The organism is Arthrobacter sp. 9AX (assembly GCF_902506095.1).
In the GTDB taxonomy this organism is placed as follows: domain Bacteria; phylum Actinomycetota; class Actinomycetes; order Actinomycetales; family Micrococcaceae; genus Arthrobacter.
This window is the reverse complement of the sequence record NZ_LR733293.1, coordinates 655,021-673,306: the sequence shown is the minus strand read 5'-3', so window position 1 is coordinate 673,306 and position 18,286 is coordinate 655,021. Positions and strand designations below refer to the sequence as shown.

Below are 18,286 nucleotides of genomic sequence, written 5' to 3'. Positions count from 1 at the left end.
TCCAGCGGGTGCAATACACTTCAAGTGGGTTACGCAGCCAGCCCCCTGTTCTTACCCGACGGAGCGACCCATGACCCAGTTCCTTCACCTCCGGCCGGCGGCACCGTGATGAACAGTTCCCTGCTCCTGCACTACCTCAACGATCCGCGCGGCCCGGAAGAAGTCCTTCGCACCCTCCCGGCGGAGGAACTGGCAAAACTGCTGGATGCCCTGTTCCAGAACCTGGATACACCGGAACCGGAGTTCGGCGCGCAGGCCTGGTACGAAATGGCTGTGGAAGAAAGCTCGCGCCGTACAAATCCAACCAGTGCTGCACACGGAGTAGCCTGACGAGTTGCCGCTACTCCCCTGCCGCGGCTTTCCGGGCGCGCATCTCCTCTCGGACCAAGGCCTGCAGCGCCGGAACCTGGGACGCCGGATCAAGCTCCATGGCCCTGTTCAGGCTCTCTGACAGGGTTGCCAGGTCCTCGGCGGGGACGTCGGATAAACGCGCAAATCGCCGGAAGAAACGTTTGGCTGGGAGCCCGGCACGGCGTCGGGCATTTTTGTGGAAGAAGTGCCGCCCCGCTCTTTCCCCGGCTGCGCGCAGTTGATTGTCCATCGTCGCCATTCATAAGAATCGTTCGCGGCCAACTGCATAGCCGCTTTTATAGTACAACTCACCAGTAGCAATGGGAGAGACCCGCATCACTTTATTGCCGGCCACTCAGTTCCAGCCGAGCATCCTCAGCACGGCGGCGGTGGCCGCACCCACCACCACAACCACAAGGAACGGTGCACGCAGCGCCAGCGCAACGGCTGCAGCGAAAAGCGCGCCCAGGCGGGCGTCGGCCGCCAGCGACTGCCCGGACGCCACAGCGTTCACCACGGTGAGGGACGCCAGCAACCCGATGGTCATCGTGCCTGCCACCCGGGACATGCGGGGGTTCTCAAGGAGCTTTGCCGGGACAAAGTAGCCCACCAGCTTCCAGGCGTAGGCGAACGCACAGGCCATCAGCAGCCAGATCCAGAGGCTCATGTCTCCGCCCCACGGTGGTGGTGCTCCCGGTATGGCTCAACGTCAGGCTCCATGCCCTCGTCGCTCCGGCCGTGGCTGAACCAGCCGATCGCCGCCGCCACGACTGCTGCCACCAGGATGGGCACGCCCGCCGGGACAAACGGCACCGCCACCACGGTGGCCACGGCGCACACCACCGCGATGGCCACCGGTTCACGGCCCTTGAGCCGGGGCCAGAGCAATGCCAGGAAAGCAGCCACCGCCGCGCCGTCGAGCCCCCACTGCTTCGGGTCGCCCAGGCCGCTGCCAGCCAGTGCGCCCACGGCAGTGAAGAGGTTCCAGAGCACGTAGATGCCGAGGCCCGCCGCCCAGAAGCCCCGGCGCTGCTCGGCAGGATCGGTCTGGCCGGTGCTGGTGGCGGTGGATTCATCGATGGTCACCTGCGCGGCGACGTACTTGCGCCACCCGGTGGGGTGCAGCAGAGCGTTGAGCTGCATCCCGTAGATTCCGTTGCGCATGCCCAACAGGGTGGCCGCGCTCATGGCCGCTATGCCTGACCCGCCCCCTCCCACCACGCCGATGAACGCGAACTGGGAGCCGCCGCTGAACAGCAGCAGGCTCAGCGCCATGGTCTGCCAGAAGTCCAGTCCGGAGGTCACGGACAAGGCACCGAAAGACACACCGTACAATCCTGTGGCCACACTGATGGAGAGTCCCACCCGAACGGCAGGGGACGACAGCAGCTTCTTCACGTGTGTGCCCCCGGCAGGGGCTTGCGCAGGCTCCAGGCCCAGACGATAAGCGGCGCCTGGAGCGGCAGCCGCAGGCTGTGCACCAAGCGCAGCACAGGGGTTCCGTCCGGTCCGTAGGCATTCCGGAGGGCATCGACGTGCCCGGCAAGGAAGACGGCGTACATGGCAGTGAGGGCGGTGGCGGTTGCCCTGCGTGCCGGTGGGACGAGGATTCCGACGGCGGCCGCCAGCTCCAGCAGCCCGCTCACGGCGATCCATTCGTCCTTGGTCATCACGGCGAGCGGCCGACGACGGTCCGGTTGCGTACCGCCGCGGCTGTCCTCCAGGCAGAGGTACCCGGGCACCACCTGGCGGTAGAAGCCGGGGTCGCGGAAATGTTTCATGGCGCTGGCCAGCAGCAGGGTGCTCATGGCTGCAGCGGACAGGCTCTGAAGGGCCCGCCCGGACCGGGGAAAAGGCATGCCTCCACTCAATCACAAGCTCGGCGGGCGCTTAAACCGGGTGGGCTCCTGAATCGTGTTGTGTTCGTTGAAACCGTCAGGCCCAGGCGAGCCCGGAGGTTCCGTACGGTGGCGGCGGGCTGGTGTAGTCCAGCGGGTGTCCGTCCACCAGGAGGGGCGGCCCCACGTAGCGCAGCTCCCCGAAGGTGCTTGCCATGGTCCGCAGTGGGGGTGCGGGGAGTTCGGGTGCGGGCCGTCCGGGGTGCACTACGCCGTCCCCGACGGGGAGGGCGAAGAGCTCCTCGGCGGCGCGGACCAGGGACAGCCGGGCCGATCCACCGGGCCCTGCCTGCCGGCGCCGGGCGAGGAGGGTGATCGCGGCGGCGGCCACGCCGTAGCCGGTGGCGTGGTCCAGGGCCTGGACGGGAAGCGCACCAGGCCGCCAGCCGCCGTCGTGATTGTCCTTGCCGTAAAGGTGGGCGATTCCCGTGGCCGCCTGGACGATGCTGTCGAAGCCGCGCCGGCCGCTCCAGGGTCCGGCGCTGGCCCAGGCGTCCAGCGTGACCACCACCAGCTCCGGCCGGGCCGCCAGCAGCACCTCCGGTTCCAGCCCGAAGCGGCGCAGGGACCCGCTGCGGTAGCCGGTGATGATCACATCGGCTGTGGCCAGGAGCTCTTGCAGCACATGCAGGTTTTGGGGGGTTCCGAGGTCCGCTTCCGCACTTCTCTTGCCGAACCCGGTGTCCACGAACTGATCCATGATTTCGGGAAGCCGCGGCGGATCAATCCGGAGGACGTCGGCGCCCAGTGCCGCCAGCAGCCGGGTGGCCACTGGACCGGCAATAACGCGGGTCAGGTCCAGGACCCGCACGCCGGCCAGGGGCCGGAGGGGGTGGTCACCGGACAGGCGCAACTGCCGGGATCCTGGGGGTTTCCCTGCCGCAAGGTCCAGTGCAATCCAGGGCCCCGTACGGGCAGCGCTGCCCATTCCGGAGCTCAGCCATTCGCTGCGGCTCCGGACGGCAGCTGCAACTCCTCCCCGCGCCTGGATCACCGTTTCCGCTTCGAGGGCTGTCATGGCGGTAAGCGCCGCGGCTACACCCTCTGCCGTGGTGGTGCCAAGCGCCTGCATCAGCCGCTGCTCATGGTGCGGGTAGTTGGCATGGAGCCGGATCCACCCGTCGCGGGTGCGCCGGAAACCGGACAACGGTGCGAAACCCTGGATGGCCCGCCCGTCAATCCGCAGGTGCGTGAAGGAATCGAAGGCTGCCGCGGCCAGTGCCGAGGTGGTGGCGAACCGGCCCGGCAGACCCGTCAGGACGTTCAGCGCTGCAGCGGCGGCGCCTACGGATCCCAGGGCCAGGCCTTCCACATCCAGCGGGCCGCCCCACCACCGGCGGGGACCGGACCAGGGTGCGGGCGGCCCGGTCATCACCAGGCCGGCGTCCCTGACCACCGGTTCCAGGGAGCGGAACAGCGCGGGAACGGCGTCGGCAGCTTGCGCGGACATATGCCTTCCTATCTTCCCTGCGGCGAGGCCATTTCCAGCTGGCCCAGCACGCGGGCGGGCACGTTGGTGGTGATCTCGTGGATGCCCAGGCCCTGGCACAGGGACACATCCTGGTCAGTGTCCACCGTCCACACCCGGAATCGCCGCCCGCGCTCCAGCCACCGCAGGACGGTGCCCGGATGCCTGCGGATGTAGTCGATGCCGGGGCCCGCCAATCCGGCTTCGCCGGCGTCGAGGATCCGTTCCCCTTCGAGCTGGGCTGCTTTCATCACGTTGGCGATCGCGCCGCCGGTGATCAGCCCCAGGCCCAGTTCCTCACGGAGTTCCCGCACGTCCACATCGTCCACCAACTGGCAGACGTACTCCGCGGGAACGGAGCGCAGCAGCCGGCGTACGGCTTCGGGGCTGAAGCTCATGAAGGTCACGGACACGCTGTCCAGTGAAGAGCTGCCCGCCTCCCAGCCCTCCGCCAGCAGGACCTCCAGCACCCGGTCCTCCAGCTTGAGCTGGTACGGGCTGGGATGCTTCAGTTCGATGGCGAGCCGCACCGGGCGGCCGGCACCGCGGAGGATCCCGAGCAGTTCCGGCAGGGTCAAAAACTGTTCCGAGCGGGCCCCGTAGGTTTCGGGGATCCGCACACCCTTCCAGGACGAGAAATCCAGCCGGCGGAGCTCGCGCAGCGTCCGCTCCGCCACCGGCCCGGTCCCGTCGGATGTCCGGTCCAGGTTGGCGTCGTGCAGGAGGACCACGTGCTGGTCGCGGGTGAGATGGACATCGCACTCCACGCCGTCCGCCCCGTCCGCCAGCGCCTGCAGGTAGGCTGCGCGGGTGTGTTCGGCGAAGGCGGCGCTCGAACCCCGGTGGGCGAAGACCAACGGCCGCTGCGGCATTGACTCGTCACTAGTCATGCAGACACGGTAGCCGACCCGGCCCGGACTGCAGGGCTAGGCTTGGCACATGCAGGTGAATTCTGAGCCAACTACCCGCGAAGCACCCACCAGGCCCGCACCGGCCGGACAGCCGGGCACCCGGGCGCGTGCCGCCGTCGTACGCCAGCAACTTTCTGCCGGTGACGCCGAAAAGGCGGCAGCGCTGCGGAAAATGAAGCTGGTGGCGCTCGGGCTGCTGATCGCCATGGCCGTGATTTTTGTGTTCGCCTTCGCCCTGCAGAAGGAGTACCCGTGGCTCCAGTACGTGCGCGCTGCGGCCGAGGGCGGCATGGTGGGCGCGCTCGCCGACTGGTTCGCCGTCACCGCGCTGTTCAAGTACCCCATGGGGATCAAGATTCCGCACACGGCCATCATTCCGCGCCGCAAGGACCAGATCGGCGCCTCGCTGGGCGAGTTCGTGGAGACGAATTTCCTGTCCGAGCAGGTGGTGCAGGACAAACTGGCAAGCGTGAACATCGCCCGCCGGGCCGGCGAGTGGCTGGCAACGCCGGGCGGCGCCAACCGGGTAGCCAAGGAAGGCGCAGCGGTGATCCGCGGCGCGTTCAAGGTCCTCAATGACGACGACGTCCAGGCAGTGATCGAGGGCATGGTCCGTAAGCACCTGGTGGCTCCGCCCTGGGGACCGCCCGTGGGCAGGCTCGCCGAGCGGATTTTCCACGACGGGCACCACCACAAGCTGGTGGACCTGCTCGTGGACCGCGCCGCGGACTGGGTGGACGACAACCATGAGACCGTCTCCCGGCTGGTTTCGGACCGCTCCCCCACCTGGGTCCCGCAGTTTGTGGACGGCCTGGTGGGCGACAAGGTGTACGTGGAAATCCTGAAGTTCGTGCGCGCCGTCCAGGCGGATCCCAACCACCAGGTCCGGCAGTCCATCGACAAGTACCTGAACGACCTGGCGCAGGACCTGCAGCACGACCCCGCCATGATCGCCCGGGCGGAAGACATCAAGGCACAGGTCCTGGGCGACCCGGAGGTCCGCGAGCTCGCCTCCCGCACCTGGGGCACGGTGAAGAACGCCCTGCTGGGCGCGGTGGACGATCCCGACAGCGACCTGACCATCAAGTTCAAGGCGGCCGTCCGCGACTTCGGCTCCCGGCTGGTCAACGACCCCGAGCTCGCCGGGAAGGTGAACGCCTGGATCGGTGACGCCGCGGGTTACCTGGTGCGGACCTACCGCTCGGACATCGCCGGTGTGATCACCGATACCGTGGCCCGCTGGGATGCCGAGGAAACCTCGCAGAAGATCGAGCTGCAGGTGGGCAAGGACCTGCAGTTCATCCGAATCAACGGCACTGTGGTGGGTTCCTTGGCCGGCCTGGCGATCTTTACGGTGGCGCACCTGATATTTGGCTGATGCCACCGCCGTGGCGACGCGCAAAGGTGCTGGCGACGCGCAAATTCCTGCGCGCACCGGGTATCCGGGGCGCGCCGTCGAAGCTGCGCAGCGCCGTCGGATCAGCGCGTCGAAACAGGCCTCCCGCGTTAGGCGAACGCTTCCAGCTCAACCCCGGCGGCTTCCAGCCCGGCACGGACCGCGGCCGCCATCTGGACTGCCCCCGGGGTGTCGCCGTGGATGCACAGCGAGTCCGGCTGCACCTTCACCACGCTCCCGTCCAGGGCCACCACTTCGCCCTTGGTGGCAAGGCGCACGGCCCGCTCGACGATCGCGTCGACGTCGTGCAGGACGGCGCCCTCCTGCGAGCGCGGCACCAAGGTACCGTCAGCCTGGTAGGCACGGTCCACGAAGGCCTCGATGAACACCGGATGCCCGGCTTCTTCCGCCTGCTTCAACAGCTCAGACCCGGGCAGGCCCAGGAGGGGGAGGCCGGGATCGTACGAGTTCACGGCAGCCACTACCGCGGAAGCCTGCTCTGCGTCGTGGACCAGCCGGTTGTAGAGCGCCCCGTGCGGCTTCACGTAGTCCACGGAGGCACCCACAGCGTGCGCTACGCCGTCGAGCGCACCCAACTGGTAGAGCACATCGCCGAACAGCTCATCGAAGGACATGTCCAGCGAGCGGCGGCCGAAGCCAGCGAGATCGCGGTACCCCACGTGCGCGCCGACGGTGACATCCAGTTCGTACGCCGCACGGCAGCTGTCCAGCATGGTGACGGGATCGCCGGCGTGGAATCCGCAGGCAACGTTGGCGCTGGTGACCAGCTGGAACATCGCGGTGTCCTCCCCCATGGTCCAGGAGCCGAATGATTCGCCGAGGTCAGCGTTGAGATCCAAATTTGTTGCCTTCCAGCGTCAGGTGGTCCGGTGCCGCGGCGGCGTTGAGCTCACCGGGGATGGTGTCCGGCATGGGGCCAAACGCTTCCTTCGCGTTCGACACCACTGCCCGGCCCATCATGAGGTTACCGGCTCCGCCCACTACGGCACCGATGCCGAACGGCAGCGCCCGCCCGAACAGCGCAGTCCCCTGCCGTTTGAGGAGGTTCTTGAGGAAGGCTTTCTGGATCCGGTTCTTCACCGAGCCGAACCCTGGAACGGGCATGGATTTGGACAGCACGTTACCCCAGGCCCGGGTGGTGTTCATGCCGTTTCCGGCCGCCTGGCCGCTGAGCGTTCCCAGCAGTGCCGTTCCCTCCTCGCCGAGCATGATGGCCATCACCATGGTGCTGGCCTTCTCCGGGTTGGTGAGCCGGATGCCGTGCAGTTCCGCGAGGGAGGTGGCATAGAGGGCAGTCGCCTCGAGGAACCCCACGGTGGCCGCTGCGGACAGGCCGAGCGACGCCATCGTACCCACACCCGGGACGACGGCGGTGGCGCCCACTATTGCGCCGCCGCCGGTGACGGCACGCAGGTAGTCGCGCTCGAGGATGTCTGCCAACTGGGAGGCCGTGGCACGGGGGTGCTTTTTCTGCAGCCGGCGGATGTACGCCAGCACCAGCGGGCGCTGGATTTCCACTGCTTTGAGGAGCATGTTGTGGACGCCGGGCTTGGGCTTGCCGTCGGCATCGAACACTGCATTGTGGGCGGTTTCGGTTGCGATTCGTACTGCGGGATTGCTGCGCCTGGCCATGGTCACCTCTGTTGCTCTCACCGGCCGCGGTGGTTGCGGCTCTCCTAATACTAAGCTTGCTTAACATTAGGCCACGGCATGGCCGCCGCCCCAGTCGGCTCCGGCAGCAGGCGGCCTGCGTACCCTGCCGTCTGCCCCAAAGCCTAGACTTACCCTATGCCCGCCCCCAAAGCCTTGCGGCCCTTTGTCCACCGTGAGTACCGGGTACTGATTTCCGCACTGGCCATCTCCATCTTCGGTTCCGGCATGTGGGCCGTCGCCATGGTTTACCAGGTGATCCACCTCGGTGGCGGGCCGCTGGAGCTGTCCCTCGTGGCCGCTGCCGGTAGTGTGGGCCTGGTGGCCTTTGTGCTGGCCGGCGGCATCGCCGCGGACCGCATTCCGCAACGCCGCCTGATCATCGCTGTGGAGGGCGCCAACCTCGCGGTCATCGCCGCCATCAGCGGACTTGCCCTGGCGGGCTGGCTGCAGCTCTGGCATGTGGCCGCGGGTGCCTTTGTGCTGGGGGTCGGCGCCGCATTCTTCTTCCCCGCCTACTCCGCGATCCTGCCGCGCATCCTTCCCGCCGAGGACCTGCTTGCCGCGAACGGGATGGAGGGATCCATGCGGCCGGTGCTCCAGCAGGCGGCCGGGCCGGCAGTGGCAGGTGTCGTGGTGGCTGCCCTTTCGCCGTCGCACGCGGTAACGGCCGTGGCGCTGTGCCACCTTTCGGCCTTCATCGTCCTGAACTTCCTGGGCCGGCACGCGCTGGCTGCGCCGGTCAACGGCGCGGAGGACGGCGCTGGCAGTGGCCGCGGCAAAACGTCCTTGCTCCACGACCTGCGCGAAGGTGTCAGCTACACCCTGCGGACCCCGTGGCTGCTCTGGACCCTGATCTGGGCGTGCATTTCGGTGCTCTTCCTGATCGGCCCCATCGAGGTGCTGCTGCCGTTCGTTGTCCGCGACCAGCTGGGCGGGGATTCCAGCGTGTTCGGCTTCCTGCTCGCCGTGATGGGCGTGGGTGCGGCCCTCGGATCGCTGCTCACGGCCTCACTGCGGCTGCCCCGGCGCTACCTCACGGTGATGATGGTCTCCTGGGGCGCGGGCAGCCTGCCGCTCGCCGCCGTCGGATTCATGGACAACTTCTGGACCATCGCGGCGGCACTGTTCATCTTCGGTGCCACGGGCAGCGTGGGCATGGTTATCTGGGGCACCCTGCTCCAGCGGCGCGTCCCGTCCCATCTCCTGGGCCGCGTGTCGAGCCTGGATTTTTTTGTCTCGCTCGCCCTGATGCCGGTGTCCATGGCCCTGGCCGGGCCCGCCGCCGAGGTCCTTCCCATCTGGCTGATCTTTGTGGTGGCCGGGGGCGTGTGCCCCATCATGGCGGTCATCGCCATGATGGTGGCACGGATGTCCGACGACGAACTGGCCCACCCGCTCGACCGGTCACCTGGGGACCGGTCGCCTGAGGGCGCGCCACCCGAAGGCACGTCACCTGAGGCGGAACGGACGACGACGGGCGGAGACTAAGCTGCCGGGAGCGGCACCTCGCCGGCCCCGCGCACTATCGGAAGGCTCGCCGTCGGATGTCCGCTCGGGAACACCGTGGACTCCGGCACGGGGACGTGCGCAAGGGCCACCCGGACAGGCTCGGCCCCTACGCTGAACAGCTCACCGCGGACGTCCACCTCGAGGGGGGCGCCGTCCTGGATGGTCAGGGTGATGCTGCCGGCATCGAGCTGGACCAGCAGCAGGCGTCCGCGGATCTTGAGGTGGAAGGCCAGCCCCTCCCACTCGGCAGGAAGCCGCGGATCAAAGTACGGAACAGGACCCTGGTCCCGCATGCCCGCGAAGCCGCACACCAGGGAGCTCCACACGCCGCCGGTGGACGCGATGTGCACACCGTCGATGGTGTTGCCGTGCGTGTCATCCAGGTCGATGAACACGGCGTTGGTGAAGTGCTCCAGCGCTTCGCGGGAGTACCCCACCTCCGCAGCCATGATCCCCTGCACGCAGGCGGACAGCGTTGAATCCCCGGTGGTCAGCGGATCGTAGAAGTCGAAGGCATGGTGTTTTTCCTCTGCCGTGAAATCCTGCCACTGCAGGAACATCGCCAGGACAGTATCCGCCTGCTTCAGGACCTGATGGCGGTAGATGACCAGCGGATGAAAGTGCAGGAGCAGCGGGTACTTGGACCGGGGCGTGCTCCAGTCCCACGATTCCAGCGTCATAAAGTCGTTGTCCTGTGAGTACACCTCCATGCGCTTGTCGAACGGCAGGTGCATCCGGCTTGCTGCCGCCTCCCACAGCTGCCGCTCTTCGAACGTGATGCCGGCGTGCTCCAGGGCAGCGGCGGCCCGCAGGTTAAACCGGGCCATGACATTGGTGTAGAGGTTGTCGTTGACCACCGCCGTGTATTCATCCGGGCCGGTGACGCCGTGGATGTGGAACAGGCCGTCCTTGCCGAAGAAGCCCAGCGAGATCCACATCCGGGCTGTTTCGATCAGCAGTTCGGCCCCGATGTTGTCGCGGAACTCGACGTCCCCCGTAGCCCAGACAAACCGGTTGGTGGCGAAGGCGATGGCGGCGGCGATGTGGAACTGGGCGGTCCCGGCAGCGTAGTAGGCGCTGGCTTCGAGCCCGTTGATGGTGCGCCACGGGAACAGCGCGCCTTCCACGCTCAGTTCCTTCGCCCGGACCTTGGCTTCGGGGAGCATGGCGTGGCGGAACTCCAGGACGCGGCGGGCACCCACGGGGTTGGTGTAGGTCAGGTACGGCAGGAGGTACACCTCCTGGTCCCAGAAGTAATGGCCCTCGTAGCCCGAGCCCGTGACGCCCTTCGCGGGGATTCCGGCCACGTCCGCGCGTGCCGTCGCCTGGGCGAGCTGGAACAGGTTCCAGCGGATGGCCTGCTGGAGTTCGGGCTTGCCGCCGCTCACCACGATGTCCGAGGTGGCCCAGTGTTCGCGGTAATGCTCAACGCTTTCGGCGAAGATATCGGCGACGGGCCGCAGGCCCTCTTCCGCCACGGCGGCCGCGTCGATGGACGGGTCCTGGATGGCGGCGCCGGCAGCGTAGCTGACGCTCTTCTCCAAACGGAACGGCTCCTCCGGGCCCACCGCCAGCACGTAGCGGACGCTGCTGTCGTCCTGGTCCACGAGCGTGTCGAACGGCTGGTGGCCCGCCGAGGTCCAGTGATCCACGGCGATACCCACGCGCTGCTTCGATTCGGCGGCCTCCCAGGCCAGGCGCAGCGAGCCGTCGCCGCCGTCGAGGCGCAGCGGCAGCAGCACGCGTCCGGCGTGGCGGCCTGCCCGGCGCGGGTCGTGGGCGGAGTGGTCCTCCACCGGCTGGTCCTGTCGGTTGATCACAGAGGAGGTGACGTCCACCGAGACCTCGCGGTCGGTGGCCACCTCCAGGGAGATGCCGAGGGCTCCGCGGGTGGCGAACCCGACGGCCCGGCGCTCAGTGGTGGTGACAACCGCCCCGGAACGGCACTGCCACGTAATGCGGCATTCGTACACGCCGGTGGCGAAGTCAACAGCGCGGCGGTAGTCCACCACCTCGGATTCGGCCAGGCTGAGGTACTCGCCGTCGATGACCACGGTGAAGTTGTTGGCGTCCGGGATGTAGAGGATCCGCTGGCCGGTGCGGGCGAATCCAAACGCGTTCTCGGCGTGCTTGATGTCCCAGATCTCGTGCAACCCGTTGATGAAGCTGCCCGGCAGGTCGGAGTCCGCCGCCGCCCAGTGGGCGCCGCGGATTCCCAGGTGCCCGTTGCCTAGGGCAAAGAGCGTTTCCAAGGTGCCTTCCGCGCCCGGCTCGTGGCGTGTTTCGACGAGTTGCCAGGGGGTGTTGGGGAACCGCTCGCGGTCTGCGGTGATGATAGCCATGGTGTTGGGGTCCTTAGGCGTTGTGCTGGGGGCAGCTGTCGTTGGCCCGTTGCGGGCACGGCAGCTTGGGTGCTGCTTACTGCTTGCTTAATTGATTCGTCGGGTCGGGGCGCCGGGATGGGGAAACGCGGCTGCGCCCGGGCCGGATCAGAGGAGTTCGTCGAGGTCGTTGACCACCACTGTTGCCCCGGCGTCCAGCAGGGTTTGCCGTCCGGCGCCGCGGTCCACTCCGATCACCGAGTGGAACGAACCTGCCTGTCCTGCCTGGACACCGGAGACGGCGTCCTCCACCACCACGCACTCCGTGCTGGGGAGCTCCAGCAGTTGGGCGGCGTACTGGTACGTGTGGGGGCTGGGCTTGCCCGGAAGGCCTTCCCGCGCTGCCACCACGCCGTCCACCACCACGGTGAAGTGGTGGCTGAGTCCTGCTGCTTCCAGGACTGCGGGGGCGTTGCGTGAGGAGGAGACGACGGCGACCTTCAGTCCGCGGGCCAGCGCGGCTTCCAGGAAGCGGACAGAGCCGTCGAACGGTTCCACGCCCGCACTGACGATGTCGTTGAAGATCCCGTTCTTCCGGTTGCCCAAGCCCTGGACGGTGGTGTTCGCGGGGTCGTCGTCGGTGGGTCCTTCAGGGAGAACGATTCCGCGCGAGGCAAGGAAATCGCGGACGCCGTCAAAGCGCGGCTTGCCGTCGATGTGGTCGAAGTAGTCGCTTTCCCTGTAGCCGGCGACACCCGGCCGGGAGGAGAGGTAACCGTCGAACAGCTCCTGCCAGGCCTGCTCGTGCACCGTTGCGGTAGGCGTCAGTACGCCGTCCAGGTCAAAGAGGATGGCCGAGGCACCCGTCCAGGCGGTGAGGCTGTTGACTGGATGGTCTGTTGCTGTTTTTTCACTCATGCGTGGTGCGGTGTCCTTTCAGACGGCGGGCAGCCTCGAAGGCGGGGTTGCTTCTGGGGTGGTGGCTTCGGCGCCCGGGATCATCTGCAAGTGCGGCGGGCGGCCGGCGCTATGTGCGGAGCGGTGTTGTCCTGCCCGGGGCCTTGCTGATCCATCTGTCCCTACCATCATGAGCCTGTCCCAGGGTGCCGGACAAACTGGGCGGGCCTCCGGCACTGCCCCGGAAGCCCGGATCAGGGTGGGGTGACCGGCGCAGGAGCCGGCGGCGAAGCGCCATGGCTGACTGCTGCACAGCGTCCGCACCGCACCGTTCTCCTTGTTCGTCCAGTTCAGGGCCGCACGAGCGGCCGAAGTCGAGTGTAAGCGCTTACAAATTTGGCTGGCAATTGTTTTTTCCATGGCCGCTTTTGTGACGCACGTCTCGCCATTGGAGCCGCTTGAGTGCTAGGTGCCGACGGACCCGTTGGCACCCAGCACGTAATGACGGAGGAAGGCGCTGACGTCCACCATCTCGGTCTTGGACATCGCGTGGCCCATGCCGGGATAGGTTCTGGCGGTCAGGAGCGTGTTTCGCTGCAGCCACTCCTCGGTATATGCCACCGCGTCCTCGTTGATGACGAGGTCCGCCTTGTCCCGCCCCCAGAAGAAGGGCGGGGGCGTATCGAAGGACTCCGTGAGGGACAGGAGTTCGTTGTCGAGCACAAAACCGGACAGTCCCACAACGGCGGCATAGTCCTTGGGGTGCAGGCGGAGAAGCGTGCTGGCCATCGCCATTCCCTGCGAGTATCCGAGCAGGCTCACGCTGCTGTGCTGGCCCTTGACGCTGTTGATCCAGGTCTGGACGGCGTTGGCGGCCTTGACGACATCGGCGAAGTCGTTGGCAAGGAAATAGTTCAGCAGGAACCAGCCGTAGTGGTCGCCGATATCCATGGGAGCCCGCAGCGCCGCGCAGGTGAACTGTGCCGGCAGATACTCGAACAGACGAACCATCCGGGATTCATCCGTGCCGTAGCCATGCATCATCACCAGCAGCGGAGTGCCTGCCCGCTCGGCCTCCGGCTTCGACCACACAACTGTTTCCATCGGTTCAGCCTAGCGAGGCAGGACACCTGGGCGGGGGGCGCCGTGCCGGGGCCACCAGCGCAAGCTCGCGCTTTGCGGACAACAGAAACAACGCCAATCACAGGAGTATCACCAGTAAAGTGTCGAACCCCCGCTCCCAGCCATTGAAATTGGGCAACTCCGCGCTGTAGCGTAACGCTAACGGACAGCATGCTTAGCAAATAGATCATTCCGCGCCTTACAAGTTCCGCTACCAAGCGGGCAAAGGAGCAAGTCATGAGAATCGGCTCTTCCATCTTCCTCATCGCCCTGGGCGCCATCCTTGCCTGGGCCGTCGCACCCGGCCTGATCCCGTTCGTGGATCAGGCCCTGGTGGGCTACATCCTGATGGCCGTAGGCGCGATCGGCCTCATCGCCTCGCTGATACTTGCGTCGCCGGGCCGCAGCCGGCGGGTCAGCGAATCCCGGTCAGTGGTGGACCCGAACACCGGAGAGCGGATTACCCGCAACGAAAGCCGCGACACCGGACTTTAGCCGGGCCGAAGAACCGGGATAAAGCCCCGGCAGGAAGAACTGTCATGAACCCGAGGAAGCCGGGCTGGACCACCACGGTCCGGCCCGGCTTATTCGCGCCCGCGGCCGGGGTTTTCCCGGGCATGCGGGCTTCGCAGTGCCCGCAACCGTGGAGAGGCGGACAAAACTCCCACCCCTGAGGGACGAATTTTGTTTCGTGTGGGTTTCCATTGACAAACCAACATAAGCAAAGATAAAGTCAATTAACTCAACATCATGTGATGCCAGTCACTCACAGCAAGCCTTACGCAACGGAGGGTATGTGTTCGCCGAGGAGCGCCAGCAAAAGATTGCCGAGCTTGTAGCCGGCACCGGCCGGGTCAGCGTGACCCTCCTGGCCGAGCGCTTCCGCATCACCACCGAAACCGTCCGCCGCGACCTCGCCACCCTTGAAAACGCCGGCACCGTCCGGCGGGTCCACGGCGGCGCCGTGGCCGCGGACAGGTTCAGCACCACCGAGGAAAGCGTCACCGAGCGGGCCATCCAGCGGCCGGACCAGAAGATCCGCATCGCCGAGGCTGCCCTGGCCCTCATTCCCCGGACCTCCTCCGGCAGCGTCCTGATCGACGGCGGTACCACCACCGAAGTCCTGGCCGGGCTGCTGGCCCGGCGTACCGCCATCGAACCTTCCGACGGCACGGAACTCCGCGCCGAATTGGTCGCCATCACCCATGCCGTCCCGATCGCCGGCAAGCTTTCCAGCGTTCCCGGCATCGCCCTGGACGTCCTGGGCGGCCGCGTCCGCGGCCTCACCCAGGTGGCCGTTGGCCAGGCCACGGTGGACGCCGCCGGGAGGATCCGGCCGGACATTGCCTTCATCGGCACCAACGGCATCCACGCATCGTTTGGCCTGAGCACTCCCGATCCCGAGGAAGCCGCCGTCAAGGCAGCTTTCGTCCGTTCGGCCCGCCGCATCGTGGTGCTGGCCGACTCCTCCAAGCTGGACGCGGAAACCCTGGTCCAGTTCGCCTCCCTGAAAGATCTGGACACCTTGATTACAGACAGCGAACCCGGCCCGGAACTTGCAGCCGCCCTTGAGGACGCCGGCGTAGACGTGGTGATCGCATGATCATCACCTTCACGGCCAACCCCAGCCTTGACCGGACCGTGGCCCTCCCCGGCCCGCTGGAACGCGGCGAAGTGCAGCGGGCCGTCTCCGTCAGCCAGGAATCCGGCGGCAAGGGCGTCAACGTCTCCCGCGCCCTGGTGGCGTCCGGCCTGGAATCCCTGGCCGTCCTGCCGGGTGCGGACAGCGATCCTGTGCTGGCCGGCCTGCGTGAAAGCGGCGTGCCCTTCGTTTCCCTGCCCATCGGTGAACCGCTGCGCACCAACGTGGCCCTCACCGAGCCCGGCGGCGTGACCACCAAGATCAACGAGCCCGGCCCGCTGCTGGACGCCGACCAGCAGGAAGCGCTGATGAAGCTGCTGGTGGAGAGCTCCCGCGGCGCCAGCTGGGTGGTCCTGGCCGGCTCGCTGCCGCCGGGATTCCCCGCCGACTTTTACGCCACGGTGACCCGCCGGCTGCGCTCCGCCGCGGACGGCACCGCCCCGCAGATCGCCGTGGACTCCTCCGGCGCCCCGCTTGCCGCCGCCGTGTCCAGTGATGAACCGTCCTCCGACGGATCATCCGGTGACGCGGCAGGCTCTGGTTCGGGTAAGCCGGACCTCCTCAAACCCAACGCCGAAGAACTGGCGGAACTGGCTGCCGCAGCCGGTTTCGCCTCCCCGGCCACCGCTGACGAACTGGAAGCGGATCCGGCTGCTGCCGCAGCAGCAGCCGCCGCCGTCGTACGTTCCGGTGTGGGTGCTGTGCTGGCAACTCTCGGATCCAAGGGAGCTGTCCTGGTAACGGCCGACGGCGCGTGGCTGGCCACGCATCCGCCGGTCGCCGCGGTCAGTACTGTCGGCGCGGGCGATTCAGCCCTGGCCGGTTACCTGCTCGCCCAAGGCCAGGGCGCCGCCCCGGCCGACTGCCTGCGTCAGGCGGTGGCCCACGGGGCCGCGGCCGCCTCCCTGCCGGGTTCCACCGTCCCGGCAGTCCACCAAACCACCCCGGATGCCGTTACCATCACGGCCCTTCGAAAGGATTGACAGTGACCCAGCTCATCACCACGGAACTGGTCGAGCTCGACCAGAACCTGGGCAATTCCCCCGAGACGGTGATCCGGCACCTGGCAAGCAAAGTAGCTGCCACCGGACGCGCTTCAGAAGTCGAAGGCCTCTTCGCGGATGCCTTTGCCCGGGAGCAGAAAACCGCCACGGGCATCCCCGGCGGCATCGCCATCCCGCACTGCCGCTCGGCTGCCGTCACCGAGCCCACCCTGGCCATGGCCCGCCTGGCCCCCAAGGTGGACTTCGGCGCCAAGGACGGCCCGGCGGACCTGATCTTCTTCATCGCAGCCCCGGACGGCGCAGACCAGGCCCACCTGAAGCTGCTGTCCAAGCTCGCCCGGTCCCTCATCAAAAAGGACTTCACCGCGTCCCTCCGCAGCGCTTCCTCGCCCGAGGAGATTGTGGAACTGGTGGAAGGCGCCCTGGCCGACAAGCCGGCCGCCCACGCCGCTGCGGCACCCGCCGAGGCTGCTGTGGGAGCTTCCGCCGGCCCGGCTTCGGCAAGCACGGTCACAACGGCCTCCGGGTCAGCCGACCCAGCTACAGGGTCCGGGCCCAAGCGCCTCGTAGCCGTGACCGCATGCCCCACCGGCATCGCCCACACCTACATGGCAGCCGATTCCCTGGTCCTGGCCGCCCAGGAGGCCGGCGTTGACCTGCAGGTTGAGACCCAGGGCTCCTCCGGCGCCAAGGCACTGGACCCTGCCGTCATCGCCGCCGCAGACGCCGTCATCTTCGCGGTGGACGTGGACGTGCGCGGCAAGGAACGCTTCGCCGGCAAGCCCGTCATCAACGCACCCGTCAAGCGCGGCATCGACGAGCCCGCCAAGATGGTCCAGGAAGCCCTGGCCGCGGCAAGCGACCCCAACGCCCGCCGCGTGCCGCACTTCGGCGCCGAGGAACAGGCCGAGCAGGCTGCCACCGAAAAGGGTGAGCACATCGGCCAGAAGCTGAAGAGGGCACTGCTGACCGGCGTCAGCTACATGATTCCGTTCGTCGCCGGCGGCGGCCTGCTGATCGCCCTGGGCTTCCTGCTCGGCGGCTACAACATCACCAGCGTCGCGGACAAGGTGGTCCTGGCGAACAACTTCGGGAACCTTCCCGAGGGGGGCCTGGCCATTTACCTCGGGGCGGTCCTGTTCAAGATCGGTGCCCTGTCCATGGGCTTCCTGGTCCCCGCGCTGGCCGGTTACATCGCGTACGCCATCGCCGACCGCCCCGGCATCGCCCCCGGCTTCGTCGCCGGTGCCGTGTCCGGGTTCATGGGCGCCGGCTTCCTCGGCGGCATCGTGGGCGGCCTGCTGGCCGGTTACGTCGCACACCTCATCGGGACCTGGCAGGTACCCCGCTGGCTGCGCGGCCTGATGCCCGTGGTGATCATCCCGCTGCTCGCCTCCATCGTTGCCTCCGGCCTGATGTTCCTGGTGCTCGGCGGACCCATCGCCGGCCTCACCACCGCCCTTAACGGCTGGCTGTCCGGCATGACCGGCGCCTCCGCAGTGGTCCTGGGCATCATCCTCGGCCTCATGATGTGCTTCGACCTCGGCGGCCCCGTGAACAAGGTGGCCTACGCCTTCGCCGTGGCCGGCCTGAGCGCCGGCAGCGCCAGCAACCAGGCGCCGTGGCAGATCATGGCCACCGTAATGGCTGCGGGCATGGTTCCGCCGCTGGCGATGGCCCTGGCCACCGTTCTGGACCGCAAGCTGTTCAGCCTGGCCGAGCGTGAAAACGGCAAGGCAGCCTGGCTTCTCGGCGCCTCCTTCATCTCCGAAGGCGCCATCCCGTTCGCCGCGGCCGACCCGCTGCGCGTCATCCCCGCGAGCATGCTGGGCGGTGCCCTCACCGGCGCACTCTGCATGGCGTTCGGAGTCACGTCGCAGGCGCCCCATGGCGGTATCTTCGTGTTCTTCGCGATCGGCAACCTGCTGATGTTCGTCCTGTCGATCATCGCCGGAACCATCGTGAGCGCGCTGGCCGTGGTGGCCCTCAAGCGCTGGGCAGCCCCGAAGAGCGCTGCTACGGTGGAGAAAGTTCCAGCAACCGTCTGACCCTGCCTCACCCACTATCTCTACCCGGCATCAAACCAGCCCGCC

At 67.4% G+C, this 18,286-nt stretch carries 17 protein-coding genes; 7 read left to right on the top strand and 10 right to left on the bottom strand.

What is annotated here, in order from left to right; translation table 11 throughout:
• Positions 1-108: 108 nt before the first annotated feature.
• Positions 109-330 (top strand): hypothetical protein, encoded by a 222-nt coding sequence (locus tag BACI348_RS03095; RefSeq protein WP_159829731.1) that lies wholly within the window; start codon positions 109-111, stop codon positions 328-330.
• A gap of 376 nt (positions 331-706) precedes the next feature.
• On the opposite strand, the gene BACI348_RS03090 is transcribed toward BACI348_RS03095, so the two are convergent.
• The 5 genes from BACI348_RS03090 to BACI348_RS03070 all read right to left on the bottom strand — a co-directional run bounded on the left by BACI348_RS03090 (position 707) and on the right by BACI348_RS03070 (position 4,607).
• Positions 707-1,018, bottom strand: coding sequence for an AzlD domain-containing protein (locus BACI348_RS03090; RefSeq protein WP_159823906.1), 312 nt, complete (start codon positions 1,016-1,018; stop codon positions 707-709).
• A complete protein-coding gene (locus BACI348_RS03085; RefSeq protein WP_236557390.1) occupies positions 1,015-1,749 on the bottom strand; it encodes an AzlC family ABC transporter permease in 735 nt (244 codons plus the stop codon). Before BACI348_RS03085 ends, BACI348_RS03090 begins: the two co-directional genes overlap by 4 nt.
• Complete coding sequence (locus BACI348_RS03080; RefSeq protein WP_159823905.1) at positions 1,746-2,210, bottom strand: DoxX family protein; 465 nt, start codon at positions 2,208-2,210, stop codon at positions 1,746-1,748. Before BACI348_RS03080 ends, BACI348_RS03085 begins: the two co-directional genes overlap by 4 nt.
• Positions 2,211-2,286: 76 nt before the next feature.
• Positions 2,287-3,699: a CoA transferase gene (locus BACI348_RS03075; protein ID WP_159823904.1), complete on the bottom strand. Its 1,413-nt coding sequence runs from the start codon at positions 3,697-3,699 to the stop codon at positions 2,287-2,289.
• Between the two features lie 8 nt (positions 3,700-3,707).
• Positions 3,708-4,607 carry a glycerophosphodiester phosphodiesterase gene (locus tag BACI348_RS03070; protein ID WP_159823903.1) on the bottom strand — a complete coding sequence of 300 codons (900 nt, stop codon included), beginning with the start codon at positions 4,605-4,607 and terminating at the stop codon, positions 3,708-3,710.
• 49 nt (positions 4,608-4,656) lie between these two features.
• On the opposite strand from BACI348_RS03070, the gene BACI348_RS03065 reads away from it, so the two are divergent.
• Complete coding sequence (locus BACI348_RS03065; RefSeq protein ID WP_159823902.1) at positions 4,657-6,006, top strand: DUF445 domain-containing protein; 1,350 nt, start codon at positions 4,657-4,659, stop codon at positions 6,004-6,006.
• Positions 6,007-6,134: 128 nt separating this feature from the next.
• Here BACI348_RS03065 and BACI348_RS03060 read toward each other — a convergent pair whose 3' ends face one another.
• Together BACI348_RS03060 and BACI348_RS03055 are read right to left on the bottom strand one after the other, a co-directional pair.
• Entirely contained in the window at positions 6,135-6,884 is a 750-nt protein-coding gene (locus tag BACI348_RS03060) for a LamB/YcsF family protein (RefSeq protein ID WP_159823901.1), read from the bottom strand.
• Positions 6,868-7,677, bottom strand: coding sequence for a hypothetical protein (locus BACI348_RS03055; protein WP_159823900.1), 810 nt, complete (start codon positions 7,675-7,677; stop codon positions 6,868-6,870). Before BACI348_RS03055 ends, BACI348_RS03060 begins: the two co-directional genes overlap by 17 nt.
• 156 nt (positions 7,678-7,833) lie before the next feature.
• On the opposite strand from BACI348_RS03055, the gene BACI348_RS03050 reads away from it, so the two are divergent.
• Positions 7,834-9,186, top strand: coding sequence for an MFS transporter (locus tag BACI348_RS03050; RefSeq protein ID WP_159823899.1), 1,353 nt, complete (start codon positions 7,834-7,836; stop codon positions 9,184-9,186).
• Here the strand turns inward: BACI348_RS03050 and BACI348_RS03045 are convergent.
• From BACI348_RS03045 to BACI348_RS03035, 3 genes are all read right to left on the bottom strand, one after another.
• A complete protein-coding gene (locus BACI348_RS03045) occupies positions 9,183-11,549 on the bottom strand; it encodes a glycoside hydrolase family 65 protein (RefSeq protein WP_159823898.1) in 2,367 nt (788 codons plus the stop codon). The genes BACI348_RS03050 and BACI348_RS03045 overlap by 4 nt on opposite strands.
• Positions 11,550-11,696: 147 nt before the next feature.
• On the bottom strand, positions 11,697-12,446 hold the full coding sequence (locus tag BACI348_RS03040) for an HAD family hydrolase (protein WP_159823897.1): 750 nt from the start codon (positions 12,444-12,446) through the stop codon (positions 11,697-11,699).
• 444 nt (positions 12,447-12,890) lie between these two features.
• On the bottom strand, positions 12,891-13,529 hold the full coding sequence (locus BACI348_RS03035; protein ID WP_159823896.1) for an alpha/beta hydrolase: 639 nt from the start codon (positions 13,527-13,529) through the stop codon (positions 12,891-12,893).
• Between the two features lie 255 nt (positions 13,530-13,784).
• Between BACI348_RS03035 and BACI348_RS03030 the strand changes: the two genes are divergently transcribed.
• The 4 genes from BACI348_RS03030 (at position 13,785) to BACI348_RS03015 (ending at position 18,241) form a co-directional block, all read left to right on the top strand.
• On the top strand, positions 13,785-14,042 hold the full coding sequence (locus BACI348_RS03030) for a DUF6458 family protein (RefSeq protein WP_159823895.1): 258 nt from the start codon (positions 13,785-13,787) through the stop codon (positions 14,040-14,042).
• Positions 14,043-14,343: 301 nt separating this feature from the next.
• Positions 14,344-15,150, top strand: a complete 807-nt coding sequence (locus BACI348_RS03025; protein WP_159823894.1) for a DeoR/GlpR family DNA-binding transcription regulator — start codon at positions 14,344-14,346, stop codon at positions 15,148-15,150.
• Positions 15,147-16,172, top strand: a complete 1,026-nt coding sequence (locus BACI348_RS03020) for a 1-phosphofructokinase family hexose kinase (RefSeq protein WP_159823893.1) — start codon at positions 15,147-15,149, stop codon at positions 16,170-16,172. The genes BACI348_RS03025 and BACI348_RS03020 overlap by 4 nt, the downstream gene beginning before the upstream one ends.
• A gap of 2 nt (positions 16,173-16,174) precedes the next feature.
• Positions 16,175-18,241: a PTS fructose transporter subunit IIABC gene (locus tag BACI348_RS03015; RefSeq protein ID WP_159823892.1), complete on the top strand. Its 2,067-nt coding sequence runs from the start codon at positions 16,175-16,177 to the stop codon at positions 18,239-18,241.
• Positions 18,242-18,286: the final 45 nt, after the last annotated feature.